The organism is Aquirufa sp. TARAVU-A1A (assembly GCF_054558675.1).
On record NZ_JBPXKP010000005.1, the window covers coordinates 45,458 to 64,049 of the forward strand.

Consider the following 18,592-nt stretch of genomic DNA (forward strand, 5'->3'; position numbering starts at 1 on the left):
TAGAGACGCGATACATCGCGTCTTAAATTAAATAGACGCGAGGTATCGCGTCTCTACAACACCTCTAATTTCACCAACTCCTCATACAACCGCTTCGCCACCGAACCTCTCTCCCCCGAACCAATTATTTGTCCATCAATCGCTAAGATAGGCACCACCCGTTTCGTACTTCCGGTTGTAAATACCTCGTCGGCCTGCATAAAATCCTCCAAACTACAACGCTGCACGAAAACTGGATAATGTTTCCGTGCGATTTCCAACACCTTCATCCGGGTAATTCCTTCCAAAATATGCGCATCGGGCGTGTAAATCGCCCCATTTTTAACATAAAACAAATTACTTCTTGTCGATTCAGAAACACCATGTTGGGAAGTAAAATAAAGTAAATCATCCGCACCAGCCTGCTTCATCTCAAGAATATGCCGGATTCCAAACGCATAATTTAGCGACTTAATATCGGCCATCTCACGGACAAATTCCTTACTCAATAAACGCATGCCTTTTTCAGGATCCGTAAACTGAAATACCCCAGGCAAAATCCATAGGTTTGATTGCTCAGCTGGGGTATAGCCATTCAAACTATCACCACCGGTCAACACCATTTTAACACCCAAACAGGCATCCTTTGACATCGCAGCTAATTCATGAATACAAGCAGATAAAGCCTCGGTTGAATATGGCAAATTCAAACCCATTTTGGCCGCAGATCGTTCAAAGCGCGCCAAATGATCCGCTAAAAAAACGGGTTTCCCATCCATGATTCGAAAAAAATCAAAAATGCCATAACCCCGTAAGAAACCAATATCCTTGACGGAAACATGCACTTCATTCGCCGGCTTCCAAGCCCCATTAAACCAAATCGGGTAATCCATTTGCTTGTAATTTTGCTACTAATGTGATAACCTCACGTGCCTCCGCTACATCATGCACGCGTAAAATATTCGCTCCTTGTTGGAGCGCAATCGTATGCAACACCGCCGTTCCATTCAAGGATTCCGCAGCTGTAATGCCCAGTGTTTTATAAATCATCGACTTACGTGAAACTCCAATTAAAATGGGAGCTCCTAAGGTTTTGAAGCTTGACAAATGAGCCAATAAAGTAAAATTATGCTCGATGGATTTCGAAAAGCCCAAACCGGGATCAACGATCACATCTTTCGCACCCAATGCGCGTAATTGTTGGAGTTTTTGAGCCAAATCAGACCAAACATCCGAAACGACATTTTGGTAATTAGGTATTTCATGTACCTGATCAAAGGCACCCCGACTATGCGACAAAATGTAAGGGACTTGATTTTGAGCGACCCATTCAAAGATACCCGTATCCATTTGGCCTGCACCAATGTCATTGAAAATATCAGCTCCTGCTGCTATCGCGGCTTGCGCCACCGACAATCGATAAGTATCAATCGAAATCACCAGCGAGGGAAAATGCTGACGCAACAATGTGATCACAGGGACAACACGTTCAATTTCTTCTTCCACGGAAACGGGGTCAGCTCCGGGACGCGTAGAATGTCCCCCAATATCGATAATTTCGGCTCCCAACGCGACCATACCCGCAACTCTTTCCAAGCAAACAGAAGCATCCAAGGCCCGACTACCCGCATAAAAAGAATCAGGTGTTGTATTCAAAATACCCATGATAAGTGGCTTATCGAGGCTTATGATTCGACCCTGTACGCGAATTGTTTGAATTGATGGAAAAAGAGCGTTCAAATCAACGAAATTTAGGATAATTTAAATATTTTTGTAGGCTATAATTAAAATACTGACCCGTATGATCAAGGACTCCGCGCCTTCACAAACTGAAATCGAATATCGCCAAGTAATTTCATACTGCAAAGCCTTGTTTGATAAAAAAAACAAAGATTACGGTACCTCTTGGAGAATTTTACGATTGCCTAGTTTGACTGACCAAATCTTCATTAAAGCCCAACGCATCCGCAGTATTCAAGAGAAAGGAGCGCAACGCATCGAAGATGGTATCGAAGGCGAATTCATCGGAATCATTAATTATTGCATCATCGCCTTGATTCAAAAATCACTTGAATCATCCGATCAAATGGAGTTTACTCCCGAAGAATTAAGTGCTTTTTACGACCAACAAGTTGAAACGACACTTGAATTATTGCGCAACAAAAACCACGATTACGGTGAGGCTTGGCGTGATATGCGCATCAGCAGCATGACTGACCTTATTCTCATGAAAATTTTCCGCACCAAACAAATCGAAAATAATCAAGGGGTAACATTGGTTTCGGAGGGTGTGGAGGCCAACTACCAAGATATGCTTAATTATGCTGTCTTCTGTTTGATTAAATTCAAAGAAGAAAAGCAAATGCAAATGGCTCAACAGCAATAAATCGGATGAAGCAATACCGCAACATAGCCACGTTTGTATTGGTCGGGATATTTTTATTCTCAGGTCTCATCAAACTCAACGATCCTATCGGTACACAATTGAAACTCGAAGAATACTTCGAAGTTTTCTCCGTGGATTTTCCTTGGATGGCTGGTTTCTGGAAATTACTCATCCCGCAAGCCCTACTATTTTCCATCGGATTAAGTAGCGCTGAAATTGTTTTAGCTATCGCATTGGCATTTAACTACAAAACCAAAAAGACACTTTACTTCTTTGTAGGTATCCTCATTTTCTTCAGCTTTTTGACGTTTTATTCGGCCTATTTCAATAAAGTTACCGACTGTGGTTGCTTCGGGGAGGCGATTAAATTGACACCTTGGACATCCTTTGGCAAAGACATTTTCTTACTTGTTTTGACCTTAAGCTTATTCTTGACAGACAAAATCCAGCAAAGCCAACCGACAGGAAAATGGGTAATTGTATCCGCTTTGATCAGTGTTGGACTGGGAACCTATTGCTATTTCTTCCTCCCGATTCAAGATGGATTGCCTTATGCCGTGGGCCAACATATTCCTACGAACATGAAGAATCGTGAAGAATTAAAATTCAGCTATGTCTACAAAATCAATGGCAAAGAGGTCGAATTAACGGAAATGCCTACGGATCCGAAAGCCGAGTTCATTTCCATGCAGGCAATCAACGAAAAAGAAGCACGACCTTTAATCACCGACTACCGTTTATGGATTGACGGTGACACGACGGATTATACACAAATGATATTCCAGGGGGATCATTTGTTGGTCATCGTACCCAATGTCCTCCATACGCGTTTAGCCGCATTTGAAAGTATCAGCCAATTAGCAAAAACAATTAAGGTTCCCATGTGGTTAGTCAGTGCATCTTCCGATGAGGATGTGAATGCCTTGCGTCATGAGTACCAATTGGCATTTCCTGCCTTATCGGCGGACACCAAAGTATTAAAAACCATCATCCGCTCAAGTCCTGGACTTTGGCTTATTAGCCAAGGAACCGTCAAAGGGAAATGGTCGGCCTATTACCTACCCGATGCGGATGAAATTCAACAACGTTTAAAACAATAAGTGCAAGAATGAAGAATATCTATTTAGTTGGAATGCCCTCATCAGGAAAAAGTACATTAGGGAAAGAATTAGCAAGAAATTTAGGGTATAGCTTTACAGATATGGATAAATTGATTGAAACGCGTGAGCAAAAAACCGTTTCTGAAATTTTTTCAAACTATGGAGAAGCACATTTTCGCGAACTAGAAAAGAAGACTTTACGTGGCTTTCAGCCGAATCAATCCATGGTGATTGCTACAGGTGGTGGCATTCCCTGCTTCAATGACAACATGGATTTCATCAAAGAAAACGGTGTCAGCATTTTCTTAAATGTAGATGTGAATGATTTGGCAAAACGCTTATACAAAGCGCAAGGAAATAACCGTCCTTTATTAGACAAAAGCCAAAGCGAAGAAGTGGTAATTGCCTCGATTAAAAAGACTTTTGAGGAGCGTTTAGCCTATTACCAACAAGCCGACATCCAAGTGGATGGCGAAATTACGGTTAGTCAATTACTTTGGTTATTAGACCAATACCTTCCTGTTTAGAAGAAGATTCCACCCCCTAGGGTAATTTGCGTATTGGTTAATTTCAATGCGGCTGATGCATAATCGGCCGCATTTTTTAATGCATAAGGCGTATAAGCATCCTTTCCAGTTCGTTGGACAACGGCAAAATCGACATAATATGCCGAGCTTCGATATCCCAAACCCGCAGAAAATTGGAGTTGATTACGATCAATCGAATCATAGGTACTAGAAAACCCGCTACCATACAGAGCAGCTCCACTACGTAATGTCCAAGCACTGGAAACACGGAATTCAGCACCCAGCTTCATATTCAATACGGTCTGGTAGTTTTTCGAAATTTGACTATTGTACTTGTCTTTAAACTGTTGGTTAGCATAGGGTCCTAACTCCGCAGAAGAAACCGACATGCCTGAATAGTTTATCATTTCAACATCAGCGCTTAGTAAACCGCGTTTACCGAAGAAGTAGGCCATCCCACCCGAAATACGGAAGGGCGTTACCATTTGGTAAGTAAATTCATTCGGAGTTAATTTCACAGGCTTGACCTTCGTAATATAGCCACCGGAAACAGGAATCGATGAAACTTGTGGTGTCATTAAGCCTGTCAGTTGCTCATTCAACTGATCATAATAGGTGGGCGTTTGAACATTCAATGCGACACGAAGATTGGGCTTCAACTTATAAATTGCTCCCAATGAAACTGAAATTCCTGAACCTGTGGTGATTAATTGCTCTTCCATGCTAAAACCCGCTACATAATTATTCCCTGGGAAACTTTCGTCCCAGCGTTGCGTATGCGTCGTATTTAATTTGGAGAAATGAACCCCTAAACCGATGTAAAATTGGTCTTGATAAGCTGCGCCATAACTGATATCCCACTGAGCAACAGAACCAGAATTCGTTCCATAGCCAAATTGCTTTGTGGGTAAATTAGGCAAATAACGTTCAAATGGCGCCCCACCTGTGGTGGGGTTAGGGTTGATCAAATAGGCTTGATAAGCAGCCGCTTCAGGACTATCAGCCGTATTATAATACGTATCATATTCAGCATCCAAACTAGCACCTGTTGCTCCTTTATCACCTGCCTGTTGAATTAATCGATCTAAATATGAACTCCGATTATTTGTTCCATTTATCGTTAGAGGCTGGGTCAATACCACTTGACGGGAATACCCAATTCCAAAGGCTCCTCTCCAAGATGAGCTAGACAAATAATCCCCTGAAATCACAATCCCAAAATTGGGCATATGAAATAAGTTGTTCGAACTATTCGTCGACTGGCTTAAATATTCAGCATCTGTTGAAGACGAATTAACAGCAAAATTTAGTCCAATTTCAGAACGCGAATAGAATCCTAATCCGGCAGCATTACCTGCAATTGAACTTAAGTCCGCCCCCAAAACAATTTGACTTCCTCCCATTCCCTGCATCCGAGCTGAACCCGTTACATAAGATGTAGAAAATTGTTTGGCCAACATCGGATAGGTATACACCTGCGCGTTAGCCACGTAGCTTATCAAAATAAGCGTGATGATTTTAAATAGATGCTTCATAGAAATTATCTTGGACCATGTGAAGAACCACCATTGGAAGAACCTCCCCCGCCGCTATATCCACCACCGGAATAATTCGAAGAAGGAGAACTGTAGGATTCCGTTCTATTTTGACCATAATTTTGCTGCGGTGTGCTCGGTTGAAATTCATAATTTGAATTTCTACGTGGAGCCGCTTGTACAGGCGAATTGTTATAACCCGCATTTGAATTCACACGTGGCTGATTCGTACCTTGAGGATTATAGGTATTATTCCCACCACGGGGTGCATTGGAATAATTTTCACCCCCATATCGATTGCTTGAACCTCCATCCCGCGGTCCACGAATGTAACGAGGAGCAGGTTCTTGTGCATTTCCCACATTCGATTGATAATTGTTTCCACCGTAATAATTTTGGCCAAAACCATAATAGTAATTATACGCAGGGCCATATCCAAACATCATACCTGGACCCACATAACCATAAAACGGATCATAATACCCGTATGGACTCGAAAACCCAAATGAATTAAAGCCATAACTCATCCCCCCATAATATCCGAAATTAGTCCCCAACGAGAAACCCGAATAAAAGGGATCATTTAAACGCCAAGCTTGTAATGGTGAATACCATCGATTACTATATCCTAACCCGAACGTAATGTATGGATTGGAATACCAATTATTCCATGGATTTGACGTAAATAAGCCTTGATTGAATCCCGAATTATAGCCTTGTTGGTATATCGCTCTCGAATTCAAATAATTCACATCCGCATCCTCTTGAATCACCGTTGCTTCCTCCTCCTGAATGATCTGTGCATCATCCTCAAAATTCAAATAAGATGCTTTCTTTTGCTTGGCTACTACCGCAGCAGGCCTTTGGTAACTATCATAAAGGTCATCCGAAACAAATGCTGTTTGTGAAACCGAACATGCATTTAATAGTGCAATCATCGCTATCAATACCGAGGCAATCCCTATATTTTTCATAAATTCATTGGATTAGGATCTGTGATTCATTTCAATTTTTAAGTTCATGGTTTAATTCGTAAATTTAACCTTTGAAGCTTACAAAAAGTTTCAAATCAATTACCTACAAATTAACGAAATAAAAACCCACCTAGTACGATTCCCTAAAAATATATGAGTAAATCCTTACCGTCACGTGCCGACAACTATTCAGAATGGTATAATGAATTAGTCAAAAGAGCTGATTTAGCTGAGAATTCAGCTGTTCGAGGCTGCATGATTATCAAACCCTATGGCTATTCCATTTGGGAAAAAATGCAACGTGCTTTGGATGATATGTTCAAGGAAACAGGTCATACAAATGCCTATTTTCCATTATTCATTCCCAAATCATTCCTTTCCAAAGAGGCTTCGCACGTAGAAGGATTTGCCAAAGAATGTGCGGTTGTTACGCATTATCGTCTTAAAAATGATCCCAACGGTGGAGGTGTTATCGTTGACCCTGAGGCAAAATTAGAAGAAGAATTAATCGTAAGGCCAACTTCCGAAACGGTGATTTGGTCGACCTATAAAAACTGGATTCAGTCCTACCGCGACTTACCTTTATTAATCAATCAATGGGCTAATGTGGTTCGTTGGGAAATGCGTACTCGCTTATTCCTACGTACAGCAGAATTCCTGTGGCAAGAAGGCCATACGGCGCACGCAACGAAAAAGGAGGCGATCGAGGAAACCGAACAAATGCTAGAAGTATATGCGGATTTCGCTGAGAACTTTATGGCAATGCCGGTTGTGAAAGGGATAAAAACAGCCAACGAGCGTTTTGCAGGTGCAGATGAAACTTATTGTATCGAAGCCTTGATGCAAGACGGAAAGGCTTTACAAGCGGGAACTTCCCACTTTTTAGGTCAAAACTTTGCCAAAGCATTTGATGTCAAATTCTTGAGCAAGGAAAATCAATTGGATTATGTTTGGGGAACATCTTGGGGCGTTTCAACCCGTTTAATGGGTGCCTTAATTATGGCTCATTCGGATGACCAAGGTTTGGTATTACCTCCCAAATTAGCCCCTATCCAAGTGGTTATCGTGCCAATTTACAAAGGTGAGGAGCAATTGAATGCTATCATCGAAAAAGTAAATCCTTTGGTAAAAGCATTACGCAAACGTGGGGTTTCCGTGAAGTTTGATACTTCCGAAAACCAAAGCCCTGGATTTAAATTTGCCGAATACGAATTGAAAGGCGTCCCCGTACGTTTGGCGATTGGAAATCGGGACATGGAAAATGGCACGATCGAATTAGCGCGCCGTGATACTCGTGAAAAAACGAGCATGTCATTCGAAGGAATTGAGCAAGTAGTCGTGGATACCTTGGAAGATATTCAATCCAAAATTTATGCCAAAGCGTTAGCATTCCGCACAGAGAAAACCCATGTAGTAAATACTTGGGACGAATTCAATGCCAAATTGGAAGAAGGTGGTTTCATCTCAGCGCACTGGGATGGTAGTTCTGAAACAGAAGAGAAAATCAAAGAATTAACCAAAGCGACGATTCGTTGCATTCCTTTGGATGCAAAAGAAGAGGCCGGCAAATGTATTCTTACTGGCAATCCGTCGAATAAGCGGGTGTTGTTTGCGAGAGCTTACTAGACTACTCCCCAGACTAAAGTCTGGGGTTAATGAACGATTTTAGAAACCCCAGACTTCAGTCTGGGGAATTTAAAAGAGTTATTTCACCAATCTTTCCAGCACTTCCAGCACCCGATCAATCTCCTCCTTCGTATTATTCTTCGAAAAAGAAAAACGAATCGCTGCACCCGTCGCCGTCGGATTCAAGGCGGAAAGCACATGGGACCCCACCGATGTACCGCTCGAACATGCACTTCCACCCGAAGCGGAAATTTTCTCAATATCCAATTGGAACAAGAGCATATCACCATCCGCAACACTTGGGAAGCGAACGTTTAAAACCGTATAAAGGCTGTTATCCACTTCGCCCGACCGACCGTTAAACTGAATACCCGGGAAGCGTTTTTCTAAACCTTCGATAAAATAGGATTTGATGGATTTAATATGTGCCATGTGCTCATCCATGTGCTCATAAGCCATGCTTAAGGCTTTGGCCAAACCAACCATCCCATATACATTTTCCGTTCCTCCCCGCTGGTTACGCTCTTGCGCTCCGCCATGCATCAAAGGATGAAATTTCGCCCCTGCACGTGCATATAAAAACCCAATCCCTTTAGGACCATGGAATTTATGAGCAGCTCCTACCAAGAAATCCACCGGCAAAGCCTGAACATCATGCGTAAAATGACCCATGGTTTGCACCGTATCCGAATGGAAAGTGGCGTTGTACTGTTGGCACAAAGCCCCCACCGCATGCAAATCCAATAGATTTCCAATTTCATTATTCCCATGCATCAAGGAAACAAGGGCATTCGGATTTTCGGCTAATAAAGTTTCCAAATGCGCCAAATCAATATCACCTTGGGCATTGATTTGAACCAAATGAACCTTCGCCATCCCCAATTTCTCCCATGCCTCCGCTGTATGCAAAACCGCATGATGTTCTAAAGGGGATGTGATGATGTTTTTCACGCCGCCGTATAAAACGGCCGACTGGATCACCGTATTATCAGCCTCTGTACCGCCAGAAGTAAAGAAGATTTCTGCAGGTGATGCATTCAATAAAGTAGCAACAGCCTTCCGAGCTTTCTCAACAATCACTTTGGCTTGTCGGCCATGCGAATGTATCGACGAAGGATTCGCCGTAAAATGCTCAAATAAGGGTTGCATTTCCTGCCAAACCGCCGGGTCCACCGGAGTGGTCGCCGCATTATCGAGGTAAATAGGTGTTTTCGTTGTTGATGTCATGTTATACTTTATTTGCCTGCAATCGCTTCGATTACCTGCATGATTTGTTGGGCTAATCCATTCGCCTCCGCTTCGGTAGGTGCTTCAGAATAAATTCGAATAATGGGTTCCGTATTGGATTTGCGCAAATGTACCCAGCGGTCTGCAAAATCAATTTTCACACCATCTATCGTATTGACGCGTTCAGCTTTAAATTGCTCCGCCACCGTCGCTAAGATTAAATCCACATTTAAATCCGTAGACAATTCTATCTTATTTTTCGACATGATGTAAGCCGGATATTCGGCACGAAGAGCACTTACTGATTTGTTTTTATAGGCCAAATGCGTCAAAAACAATCCGATACCCACTAAGGCATCCCGACCGTAATGCGATTCAGGGAAAATAACGCCTCCATTTCCTTCGCCACCAATGATCGCTTTTTCTGCTTTCATTTTGGTCACCACATTCACCTCGCCTACAGCGGCAGCAAAATACGTTCCGCCATGTTGATTAGTCACATCAGCTAGCGCACGCGTAGAGGATAAATTTGAAACTGTATTTCCTTTTTCTTTGGCTAATATATAATCCGCGATGGCTACCAAGGTATATTCTTCACCAAACGGCGTACCATCTTCCGAAATAAAGCATAAGCGGTCCACATCCGGATCCACGACGATACCTAGATCATATTTTCCTGTCTTCATTTCAGCGATCATCGCCGTTAAATTTTCCGGCAATGGTTCTGGATTGTGACCAAAATGTCCATTGGGTTCGCCAAAAATTACATCCACATGCTGAACACCTAGTGCATTTAACAACTGGGGAACAACAATTCCTCCTGTGGAATTAACCGCATCAACCAGTACTTTGAAATTTTTCGCTTGAATGGCCTTTTGGTCAACCCAACGTAAACCCAACACGTGATCGATGTGTTGTTGAAGGAAACTTGCGTCTTCCGTAACCTTTCCTAATTCCGTTACCTCGACAAAATTAAAATCAAGATTTTCTGCCAAACGAAGCAAAGCCTTTCCGTCTTCGTCGGAGATAAATTCCCCTGCTGCATTCAAGAGTTTCAACGCATTCCATTGGGCTGGATTATGGCTTGCTGTGATGATGATTCCTCCAGCAGATTTCGTCCAGGGCACCGCTAATTCTACGGTTGGGGTAGTTGAAAGACCTATATCCAACACATTCCATCCCAGGCCGATTAAGGTATTGGAAACCAAAGAGGAAACCATCGATCCTGAAATTCGTGCATCTCGACCGATAACGATTTGATTGGAAGTTGGATTCGTGCTTTTCAACCAAGCACCATAAGCGGCGGCGAAAGTCACCACATCAATGGGACTTAGTCCATCGCCAGGTTTCCCACCGATGGTACCACGAATGCCAGAAATAGATTTAATTAATGCCAAAACGGAATAAATTTAGGGTAAATAGAAGATTAAAATTAAGGAGAAATTATCAGTTTCTCAAGTCCAATTTTCATTCGAACGGCGTAGCTTTGGCAAACCTCAAAGGATTGCCAAAGCTAAGACAAACGCAAACAGAGCGGAAAGCCCCTATTTGCCTGAACTCATTTTTTTTGTACATTTCTGCCACTAAACCTATCAACATGAATTCCCAGCGATTAGAAGCCCTATTGGCTAAAATCAGCTCACTCCGCATTGCGGTCATCGGCGACTATGCTCTGGATTTCTATTTTGAATTGGCCGCTCAATCCGATGAAATATCTGTAGAAACGGGAAAAACAGTCCAACATGCTTCACAAACCAAAACCTATCTAGGCGGTGCAGGAAATGTAGCCAAAAATTTGGCTTATTTGGGCGTTCAGGTGGAAGCCTTTGGCATACGAGGAAATGATGTTTTTGGCAGAGAAATGGAACATTTAGCGCATCAACTCCAGATAAATACCGAGCAACTTCGTGTAAAAAACAGCATCGACACACCCACATACAGTAAACCCATGCAAGGGGGCATCGAACAAAGCCGACTAGATTTTGGCACGCGGAATAATCGGTTTCAGGAATTTTCGATTGACGTCATACACGAATTAGCCATTCATGCTAGTAAATATGATTGGATTGTCATCAATGAGCAATTTCAAATTCCATTGCTAAATCAGGCGACGTTGGAATACCTCCAAAAATTCGTAGGAGAATCTTCTATTGCCGACTTGCGTAGTCTCGGAAAATATGCGACACAAACACTCTTAAAAGTTAATGAAGCTGAATTAACGAAGATCATTGGCAAAACGAATAATTGGGAAGAAGCAATCAAACAATGGGTTTCTACCAGGCAAAAACCCGTGCTCGTAACTTTAGGCGAACAAGGTATGATCTATGCCTCCCCCACAGATTTTCATTGGGAGAAAGCGATTCCCAAACATGGCCCCATCGACACGGTAGGAGCCGGAGATATGGTCGTCGCAGCATTCAGTGCTGCCCGAGCAGCAGGTGCTAGCATTCCGGAATCCTGCCAATTCGCCAGTTTAGCTGTCCATGTATCCATCCACAAATTAGGCGAAACAGGCAGTGCAAATCCACAAGAAATAATCCTTACAAACCATGCAACAAGAAATTAAAGATTATACCGAAAACGCTTTATTACCTTTTTGGATTAAACGGACGATAGACCCAAAGCATGGAGGATTCATCACGCATTTCGATGAATTCGGGAACGATGCAGGAGATGACGAGAAATCACTCATCGCGCAAACCCGTTCCATCTTTACCTATTCGCAGGCATATCGCCACGGTTTTGGAGGACCCATCATGCTCGAAATGGCTAAAAACGGTGTCAAATTTCTATTAGACCACATGTGGGATTCTAACCATGGCGGATTCCATTGGATGGTTGACCGTGCTGGTAAGCCCTTAAACAAACAAAAAATTGGCTACGGTCATTCCTTTGCCATCTACAGTTTAAGCGAGTATACCCTAGCCTCAGGCGATCCCATCGGCCTTGCTTATGCGGAAAAGGTTTTCGACCTCTTGCAAAAACATGCTGTTGATACTTTTCACGGAGGCTATTGGGAGTTTTTCGCCGAAGATTGGTCGTTGATGGGACCCGGTTCTCCCGGCGGAGATCGCAAGACGCTCGACGTTCACATGCATTTGATGGAAGCATTCACGACGCTATATGAAGCAAGTGGAAAGGAATTACACCGTCGGAAGTTGGAAGAAGTCATCGAAATTCTCATCCATAAAATCATGCACCCCGTCACAGGAACGGGTATCCCGCAGTTTTGGGCAGATTGGTCGGTCGCCCCACAAATCAAATTCGATGTTGTTTGGGGTTGGGATCGCTTTGCAGATGGGGGCCAAAAAGCCTCCTCGACCGACAATACCTCCTACGGACACAACGCAGAATTCGGTTGGCTCCTGTTACATGCCATCAAAATCGGCGGATTTGACCTCGAAAAATACCGCCCTAATTTAGAAAAAGCGTTTTACCATGCGCTGGATCATGGCATCGACTGGAAATACGGGGGCGTCTTTGTGGAAGGCTCACATACGGGCGAAGCGACGGATCATGAAAAAGAATTTTGGCAACAAGCGGAAATGCTGATTGGGATGCTGGATGCTTACAAATTAACACATGACAAACGCTTTCTAGAGGCCCATAAACAGGTGCATCGCTTTGTCTTCAATAAGATGATTAACCGCAACACGGGTGAATGGTGGCCGCTGATGACCCGCGAGGGTGAACCCATTTGGCGACACATGGCGCATAATTGGAAAATCAACTACCATAATGTTCGTTCGATGATACTTTCGTATGAGAAACTGGGGGAGATATAAATCAAAAAAGCTCATCGTTATGATGAGCTTTTTCTGTGTTGACCTACCAGGACTCGAACCTAGAAAACCAGAACCAAAAACTGGTGTGTTACCATTACACCATAGGTCAATACCAAATTGTGATGCAAAAGTAAGGCCTTGCTCCCAAAAAATCAAACATCGCTTAAAAAAAAACGAATTATTTATTGCACAAGAAACCTAACTCCTCATAATCAACAAATTAAACAAGTTCCATGGAAGCCACCAAAGCCTCCCCATGGATTTTCTTAACTAATCCTTGCAATACTTTGCCTGGTCCACATTCAATAAATTCCGTTGCTCCCATGGCCACCATGGTTTCAACCGACTGTGTCCAACGAACCGCACCGGTTAACTGAGCAATCAAATTCGCTTTGATTTCCGCAGGATCTTGCGAAGCTTTGGCATTTACATTTTGAACAATCGGACAAATAGGTTTCAAAACCTCCGTTGCCTCAATCGCCGCTGCTAATTCAACGCGCGCAGGCTCCATGAACGGCGAGTGAAATGCACCTCCTACGGGTAATGTCAATACACGCTTCGCTCCTGCCTCTTTTAATTGAATCCCTACCGCCTCAATACCTTCTACCGAACCCGAGATAACTACCTGACCTGGGCAATTGTAATTCGCCGCCACAACAGCCGGACCATAAGCCGCACAAATTTCTTCAATCGTTGCATCCGGCAAACCTAAAACTGCAGCCATTGTACTCGGCTGAATTTCACAAGCCTTTTGCATAGCTAAGGCACGTTTGTACACTAATTGCAAACCATCTTGCCATGCCAAACCACCTGCAGCTACTAAAGCAGAAAATTCACCAAGGGAGTGACCTGCTACAACAGCTGGAGCAAAATCCTTTCCCAATTTCGCGACCAAAACAGAATGTAAATAAATAGCCGGCTGCGTTACGCGTGTTTGCTTCAACTCTTCCTCCGTACCCGCAAACATAATTTCAGACAGCGAAAAGCCTAAAATAGCATCCGCTTCATCTACAATGGATTTAGCTGCATCGTAATTTTCATATAGATCCTTCGCCATTCCTGGAAATTGAGAACCTTGACCTGGGAAAACATATGCTTTCATTTGTTATTTTTTTTATAATTTTGACATTAATTCAAGCGACAAATATAATCAAAGTGGTTTGACATCCCATTTTGAAACCCAATAATACAAATGAATAAATACATTCATCTATTTTTCATTACCCTACCATCCTTCATCTTGCTTTTAGCATGTGAAACGCAAAATATCGTTCCACAAGCCGTCGACACAGGAACTCAAGTGACCTTTGACATCGCGAATTGTCGGAAATTTGTCCAAAGAAACAACAACAACGAAGGTGAAATTTTCATCACAGGTAGCACAAATGCGTCGTTTACTTCCGCCAAAATCAAATTCAAAAACTTCCTTGGCGGCCAAGAAACAGGCTGGTTACCCCTAACAAACGACGGTGGAAATAAATTTAGTGGCAGTTTTGTCCTGAAGGGTGGCGGCTACTATCCACAAGTTATCATTGAAAATTCCAATCAAGTCTTAGAAGACACCTTAATGCTCTGGAACTTTAAAGTTGGTGAAGTTTTTGCCGTCATCGGCCATTCATTGGCAGAAGGACAAGACCCTTATAACATTGACTTATTCGACAAGCAATGGTGTGAAGTCATTACCTGGGAAAGTGGAAGAAATGCTTTTTGGGGAAGATTAGCCGACATTCTAAAAACAAGACTGAACGTACCTGTGCGCATTTACAACACAGGAATTGGAGGGTCAACTTCCTTACAATGGGGGAATTCAGCCATGGGTCTGCCTTTCGAAAGTCCCATTTTTGATTGGAAACTGAGATACCCCTATCAATTTTTCGAGAACAGAGTCTTGAATGATTTTCCCAAATCTGGACTTCGTGGTGTATTAGTAATGCACGGAGAAAATGACATCAACCTGACTGAAGATGAGATCGTGGATGGAACAAAATTATACATGCAAAAAACAAGGGATTTACTAAATATGCCCGACCTAACCTTTTTTGTATCCAAGTGTAACAGAGGTTCCGACAATGAAAAAGAAGTTAAAGTTCGTGCCGCTCAAAAAAGAATCCTAAGCGAAATCCCCAATACCATCGTTGGCGCTGATTTACAATCCCTTACCGAACCCACATTTAGATATGATGGTACGCACTTCAACTTTAAAGGGATTGAATTTGCGGCAAATAAATGGGGCGAAGCTTTGTTGGATTCCTATTTCACGACCGTAAAACCACTCGTTAGAAGCAAGTAAGCTACAATTCGCAAACCTGCGATTTCCGATGTCGAGCCACCCAATCATAGCCTAAGTCTAACCAACGATCCGGCAACAAAAAAATCATTCGCAATGGCTGTGCATACCAGCGTGCCATACGCATGACCTCAGCAATGGCTTGTGATTTAATATACAATCGACCCGCTGAAATAACCTTGATACTGTCCTGAGACCAGTCGGGATGCGCGATCCAATTCGTAATAAATTCCGATGAAAGATCTTCGACAGGCACAATTTCTAATCCAGGCTTGCATAATCGACGTAGTATAGTCGACGACCAACGGCAAAATGAACAACCCCCATCGATGATGACCAACATCCTTATTTAACTAGCTCTAGCCAGCCTTTTAATTGTTTTTTTGACAAGTTTGCATCAAACATATCAAACTCAACGTCCACCGTGTAAAAATATGTACCAGCTGCCATTGACTGTCCGCTCATGGATTTACCGTTCCAACCAAATCCATTCAGGGCTCCAGCATATTCATAAACTAATGCACCATATCGGTCCACAATTTTGGCATTTACCTGTTTTACAAATCGAGGACAATACATCGCCTGAAACACATCATTCTTGCCATCTCCATTCGGACTGAATAAATTAGGTAGGTCAAATACTGGGCAATTATCTACACAAACCACATTACTCTTAGGACTTTCTAATCCCGCTGAACTTACAGCCACAACATAATAACATGCCAAATGAGATGTCAGATTTTTATCTACGTAACCTAAACTCTCCGTCTCAGCTATTTTAACATAGGAGGAAGTCGCCGACTTCGCTCCATAAATGCGATATTTCTCAATATTGGGATCACAGGTACCTGAAACAACAGGTTTCCAGGCTAATACATTCGACACGGTAATGGACTCACAATTGGTAGTTTGAACTCCACAATCGGGAGCAGTCACCTCCAATATTGGCGCACAAGGAGGACTTAAAACAGCCAAAGGTTTTAAACATACCTTTTGAGAGGCATTTTCAATGCGCATCGCAGGTAATCCCTCTCCATATCGACCCACTGTCTGCACATAATAGCAATAGGTTGAATCAGCTGAAAGTGACACATCAATTTTCCCATCCGCCGGAATAAAATCCGTCCCGATATCGGTAAATTGATACGTTCCTGGCCCCGCAACCGAAACATCAGATATCTGATTAAACTTTCCCGAACCTTTAAAAGTTTCCCGGTAAACGCGATGTACTTGAAAATCATTTGACCAAGGTACAATCGCGGTCCATGCTAATTTCACCGACTTCACGGCTGTTTGCGCTTGTAATCGAACCGAACTTGCAGGCGTAGGACTATCTAATAATTTCAAATTTCCATTCGCCGTGTAATAAAAATCTACTTGGTACCGATAGGCTTTGTCTGTTGTATTCAGCGCCTTATCGACGAACAGCGTATCCGTTGTGACACCTACCTCTGCAAATTGCATACCCGTTTGTCCCTCCGCTCGTTTGACACGATACTGGTAAGGAGCCTTGTAAACAGTCGTATCTAATTTCAAAGGTTTCGTCCACCGAACCTGAATTTCTCCTAGCGCAACATCCGTTTTCAGCACACTCGCTTGCGTCATCAAGGGTGCCGTAGAAGGAATAAATGCACAAACCGATTCTGACATCGGGCTGTAATTTACAAGCCCTTTCGAATTTTGAAATTCTACAACCAGCACATAGGAATAATTGGTATTTTTCAATAATCCGTCTCCCCCGTTCTTATCCGTAAATGTCGTCACATCAATCCCCACTTCCCCAATTTTCACGAAACCCGTAGCCGTCATTCCCGTTGCACAGCTAGCATTTACCACAGGACTGCAAGCACCGGTCCGTCGGTAAACAATTGTCTTTGCACCTGGCAAAGCACAAGCAAATGAGCTCCAGGTCAACAAAGCATTCGTACCTTGTAACACAACTTTTAATCCTTTGGGAGCAGGCGCAATGACTTGAATCTTCCAAAGCTTTGAATCCACCAGTTTCAGCCCATTCCCAACCGTGATCGGAGGATTGTCCTCAACTTTAAAAAGTACATCATAGGTTTCCTTACGAATATGTTGGCATGCCGTCTGCCAGCGAAACGTCGCCTTCGCAGGGGAATTCTGTTTGGCAATCGAAGCAAAAGTGGCATAGGGTTGTTTGACCGCATAAACCGTATCCATCGCATACACATTACCAAAACTATAAATTGTCAAAGGATCCACACGCCCCGTCTTCGATGGCACATCAATGGCCGTGATGCTTTCATTAATTAAAGCACCCGCCTGAACACAAACATCCGGCGGAACGGTTAGTTTAGGTGCTTTATTATCCATATCCTTTACCTCAATCTGCATATCACGTACCGTCTCAGAAATCTTCACGCCATTTCGCCATTCTTCGATAATGAAGGCACAATTGTATAAACCCAATTCCTGTGGAGCATCCCAAATCAAATCACCGGTTAACGGATTAATCGTAAAACTAGATGGCGATGCAGACACCTCATTGGGCTGTCTAAAATTAGGTGCAGTTATCCCCCGACTAGCTGGATTACACGTTTCGGAATCACCCGTACGCGAAACAGACAAGCGATATGCCAAACTATCACCTTCCGCATCCACTGCATTCGGGTTATGAATAAACGGTTGGCCTACTACTGCCGTCAAATCAACCGCAGGGTTTAATAACAAAGGCGTTGAATTTTGGCCTAAGCCCGAATTGATTGAAAAAATGGTCTCAACATAAAAAGGCACTTCGACGGAACGCGTCATGTTACGTACTCCATCATTCCGATTCGGTATCGCGACCGACACCTTATAAAATAGCGCAGGAGCGGGATAGGTATACTCTATTTTATAGATGTTTTTAAGTGTACCGTTTCCAATATCGACAGGCGTTCCACAACAGCGTTTGGCCTTTATAATGGCAGATCCATCTCCGAAACAAAAGTTTACATCCGCTTGATCCTGATTCGCCCGATTGTTCTCGGTATAGGTTGTTAAGGTAAATTCATAGGTTAATGTTTTATCTGAAATACGTCTGACCGTAATTTCACCTCCCTTTAAGTGCGTAGCCCAAGCAACACTTACTGAAAAAACGAGCATGAAGATGATTAAAATATATTTCCGCATAAAACATTTGTGTCAGTAAGCAAGTTACTAA

At 42.9% G+C, this 18,592-nt stretch carries 16 protein-coding genes and 1 tRNA gene; 7 read left to right on the forward strand and 10 right to left on the reverse strand.

The genetic code is table 11. The annotated features are described in order from the left end of the window. Positions 1 to 53: 53 nt before the first annotated feature. Together V7S75_RS08165 and folP are read right to left on the reverse strand one after the other, a co-directional pair. Entirely contained in the window at positions 54 to 872 is an 819-nt protein-coding gene (locus V7S75_RS08165; RefSeq protein WP_459512971.1) for an aminotransferase class IV, read from the reverse strand. After that, the gene (gene folP, locus V7S75_RS08170; RefSeq protein ID WP_459512972.1) at positions 850 to 1,719 is read right to left on the reverse strand and encodes a dihydropteroate synthase; all 870 of its coding nucleotides are present in this window, start codon (positions 1,717 to 1,719) and stop codon (positions 850 to 852) included. Before folP ends, V7S75_RS08165 begins: the two co-directional genes overlap by 23 nt. Before the next feature lie 61 nt (positions 1,720 to 1,780). Here folP and V7S75_RS08175 point away from each other — a divergent pair, with 61 nt between their 5' ends. The 3 genes from V7S75_RS08175 to V7S75_RS08185 are packed head-to-tail and all read left to right on the forward strand — an operon-like array spanning position 1,781 to position 3,992. Further along, positions 1,781 to 2,365, forward strand: coding sequence for a DUF1599 domain-containing protein (locus tag V7S75_RS08175; protein WP_459512974.1), 585 nt, complete (start codon positions 1,781 to 1,783; stop codon positions 2,363 to 2,365). A gap of 5 nt (positions 2,366 to 2,370) precedes the next feature. Continuing rightward, entirely contained in the window at positions 2,371 to 3,465 is a 1,095-nt protein-coding gene (locus V7S75_RS08180; RefSeq protein WP_459512975.1) for a BT_3928 family protein, read from the forward strand. Between the two features lie 8 nt (positions 3,466 to 3,473). Further along, positions 3,474 to 3,992: a shikimate kinase gene (locus V7S75_RS08185; RefSeq protein ID WP_459512977.1), complete on the forward strand. Its 519-nt coding sequence runs from the start codon at positions 3,474 to 3,476 to the stop codon at positions 3,990 to 3,992. Here V7S75_RS08185 and V7S75_RS08190 read toward each other — a convergent pair. Both V7S75_RS08190 and V7S75_RS08195 read right to left on the reverse strand, forming a co-directional pair. Then, positions 3,989 to 5,527 carry an OmpP1/FadL family transporter gene (locus tag V7S75_RS08190; protein WP_459512980.1) on the reverse strand — a complete coding sequence of 513 codons (1,539 nt, stop codon included), beginning with the start codon at positions 5,525 to 5,527 and terminating at the stop codon, positions 3,989 to 3,991. The genes V7S75_RS08185 and V7S75_RS08190 overlap by 4 nt on opposite strands. A gap of 5 nt (positions 5,528 to 5,532) precedes the next feature. After that, positions 5,533 to 6,501 carry a hypothetical protein gene (locus V7S75_RS08195; RefSeq protein ID WP_459512982.1) on the reverse strand — a complete coding sequence of 323 codons (969 nt, stop codon included), beginning with the start codon at positions 6,499 to 6,501 and terminating at the stop codon, positions 5,533 to 5,535. Positions 6,502 to 6,654: 153 nt separating this feature from the next. Here V7S75_RS08195 and proS point away from each other — a divergent pair, with 153 nt between their 5' ends. Next, positions 6,655 to 8,127, forward strand: coding sequence for a proline--tRNA ligase (gene proS, locus V7S75_RS08200; RefSeq protein WP_459512984.1), 1,473 nt, complete (start codon positions 6,655 to 6,657; stop codon positions 8,125 to 8,127). A 78-nt stretch (positions 8,128 to 8,205) separates the two neighbouring features. Here the strand turns inward: proS and V7S75_RS08205 are convergent, their stop codons facing one another. Next, positions 8,206 to 9,354: a cysteine desulfurase family protein gene (locus V7S75_RS08205; protein WP_459512986.1), complete on the reverse strand. Its 1,149-nt coding sequence runs from the start codon at positions 9,352 to 9,354 to the stop codon at positions 8,206 to 8,208. Positions 9,355 to 9,362: 8 nt separating this feature from the next. Then, entirely contained in the window at positions 9,363 to 10,751 is a 1,389-nt protein-coding gene (gene glmM, locus V7S75_RS08210) for a phosphoglucosamine mutase (protein ID WP_459512988.1), read from the reverse strand. Between the two features lie 200 nt (positions 10,752 to 10,951). Here glmM and V7S75_RS08215 point away from each other — a divergent pair, with 200 nt between their 5' ends. After that, positions 10,952 to 11,920, forward strand: coding sequence for a bifunctional heptose 7-phosphate kinase/heptose 1-phosphate adenyltransferase (locus V7S75_RS08215; protein WP_459512990.1), 969 nt, complete (start codon positions 10,952 to 10,954; stop codon positions 11,918 to 11,920). Further along, a complete protein-coding gene (locus tag V7S75_RS08220; RefSeq protein WP_459512991.1) occupies positions 11,904 to 13,139 on the forward strand; it encodes an AGE family epimerase/isomerase in 1,236 nt (411 codons plus the stop codon). Before V7S75_RS08215 ends, V7S75_RS08220 begins: the two co-directional genes overlap by 17 nt. Positions 13,140 to 13,177: 38 nt before the next feature. Here V7S75_RS08220 and V7S75_RS08225 read toward each other — a convergent pair. Continuing rightward, a tRNA-Gln gene (locus V7S75_RS08225) sits at positions 13,178 to 13,248 on the reverse strand. Positions 13,249 to 13,359: 111 nt separating this feature from the next. Further along, entirely contained in the window at positions 13,360 to 14,241 is an 882-nt protein-coding gene (fabD, locus tag V7S75_RS08230) for an ACP S-malonyltransferase (RefSeq protein WP_459512992.1), read from the reverse strand. A 90-nt stretch (positions 14,242 to 14,331) separates the two neighbouring features. On the opposite strand from fabD, the gene V7S75_RS08235 reads away from it, so the two are divergent. Beyond that, entirely contained in the window at positions 14,332 to 15,429 is a 1,098-nt protein-coding gene (locus V7S75_RS08235; RefSeq protein WP_459512994.1) for a hypothetical protein, read from the forward strand. A gap of 1 nt (position 15,430) precedes the next feature. Here the strand turns inward: V7S75_RS08235 and V7S75_RS08240 are convergent, their stop codons facing one another. Together V7S75_RS08240 and V7S75_RS08245 are read right to left on the reverse strand one after the other, a co-directional pair. Next, a complete protein-coding gene (locus tag V7S75_RS08240) occupies positions 15,431 to 15,769 on the reverse strand; it encodes a DCC1-like thiol-disulfide oxidoreductase family protein (RefSeq protein WP_459512996.1) in 339 nt (112 codons plus the stop codon). Positions 15,770 to 15,771: 2 nt separating this feature from the next. Continuing rightward, entirely contained in the window at positions 15,772 to 18,561 is a 2,790-nt protein-coding gene (locus V7S75_RS08245) for a T9SS type B sorting domain-containing protein (protein ID WP_459512997.1), read from the reverse strand. Positions 18,562 to 18,592 lie beyond the last annotated feature (31 nt).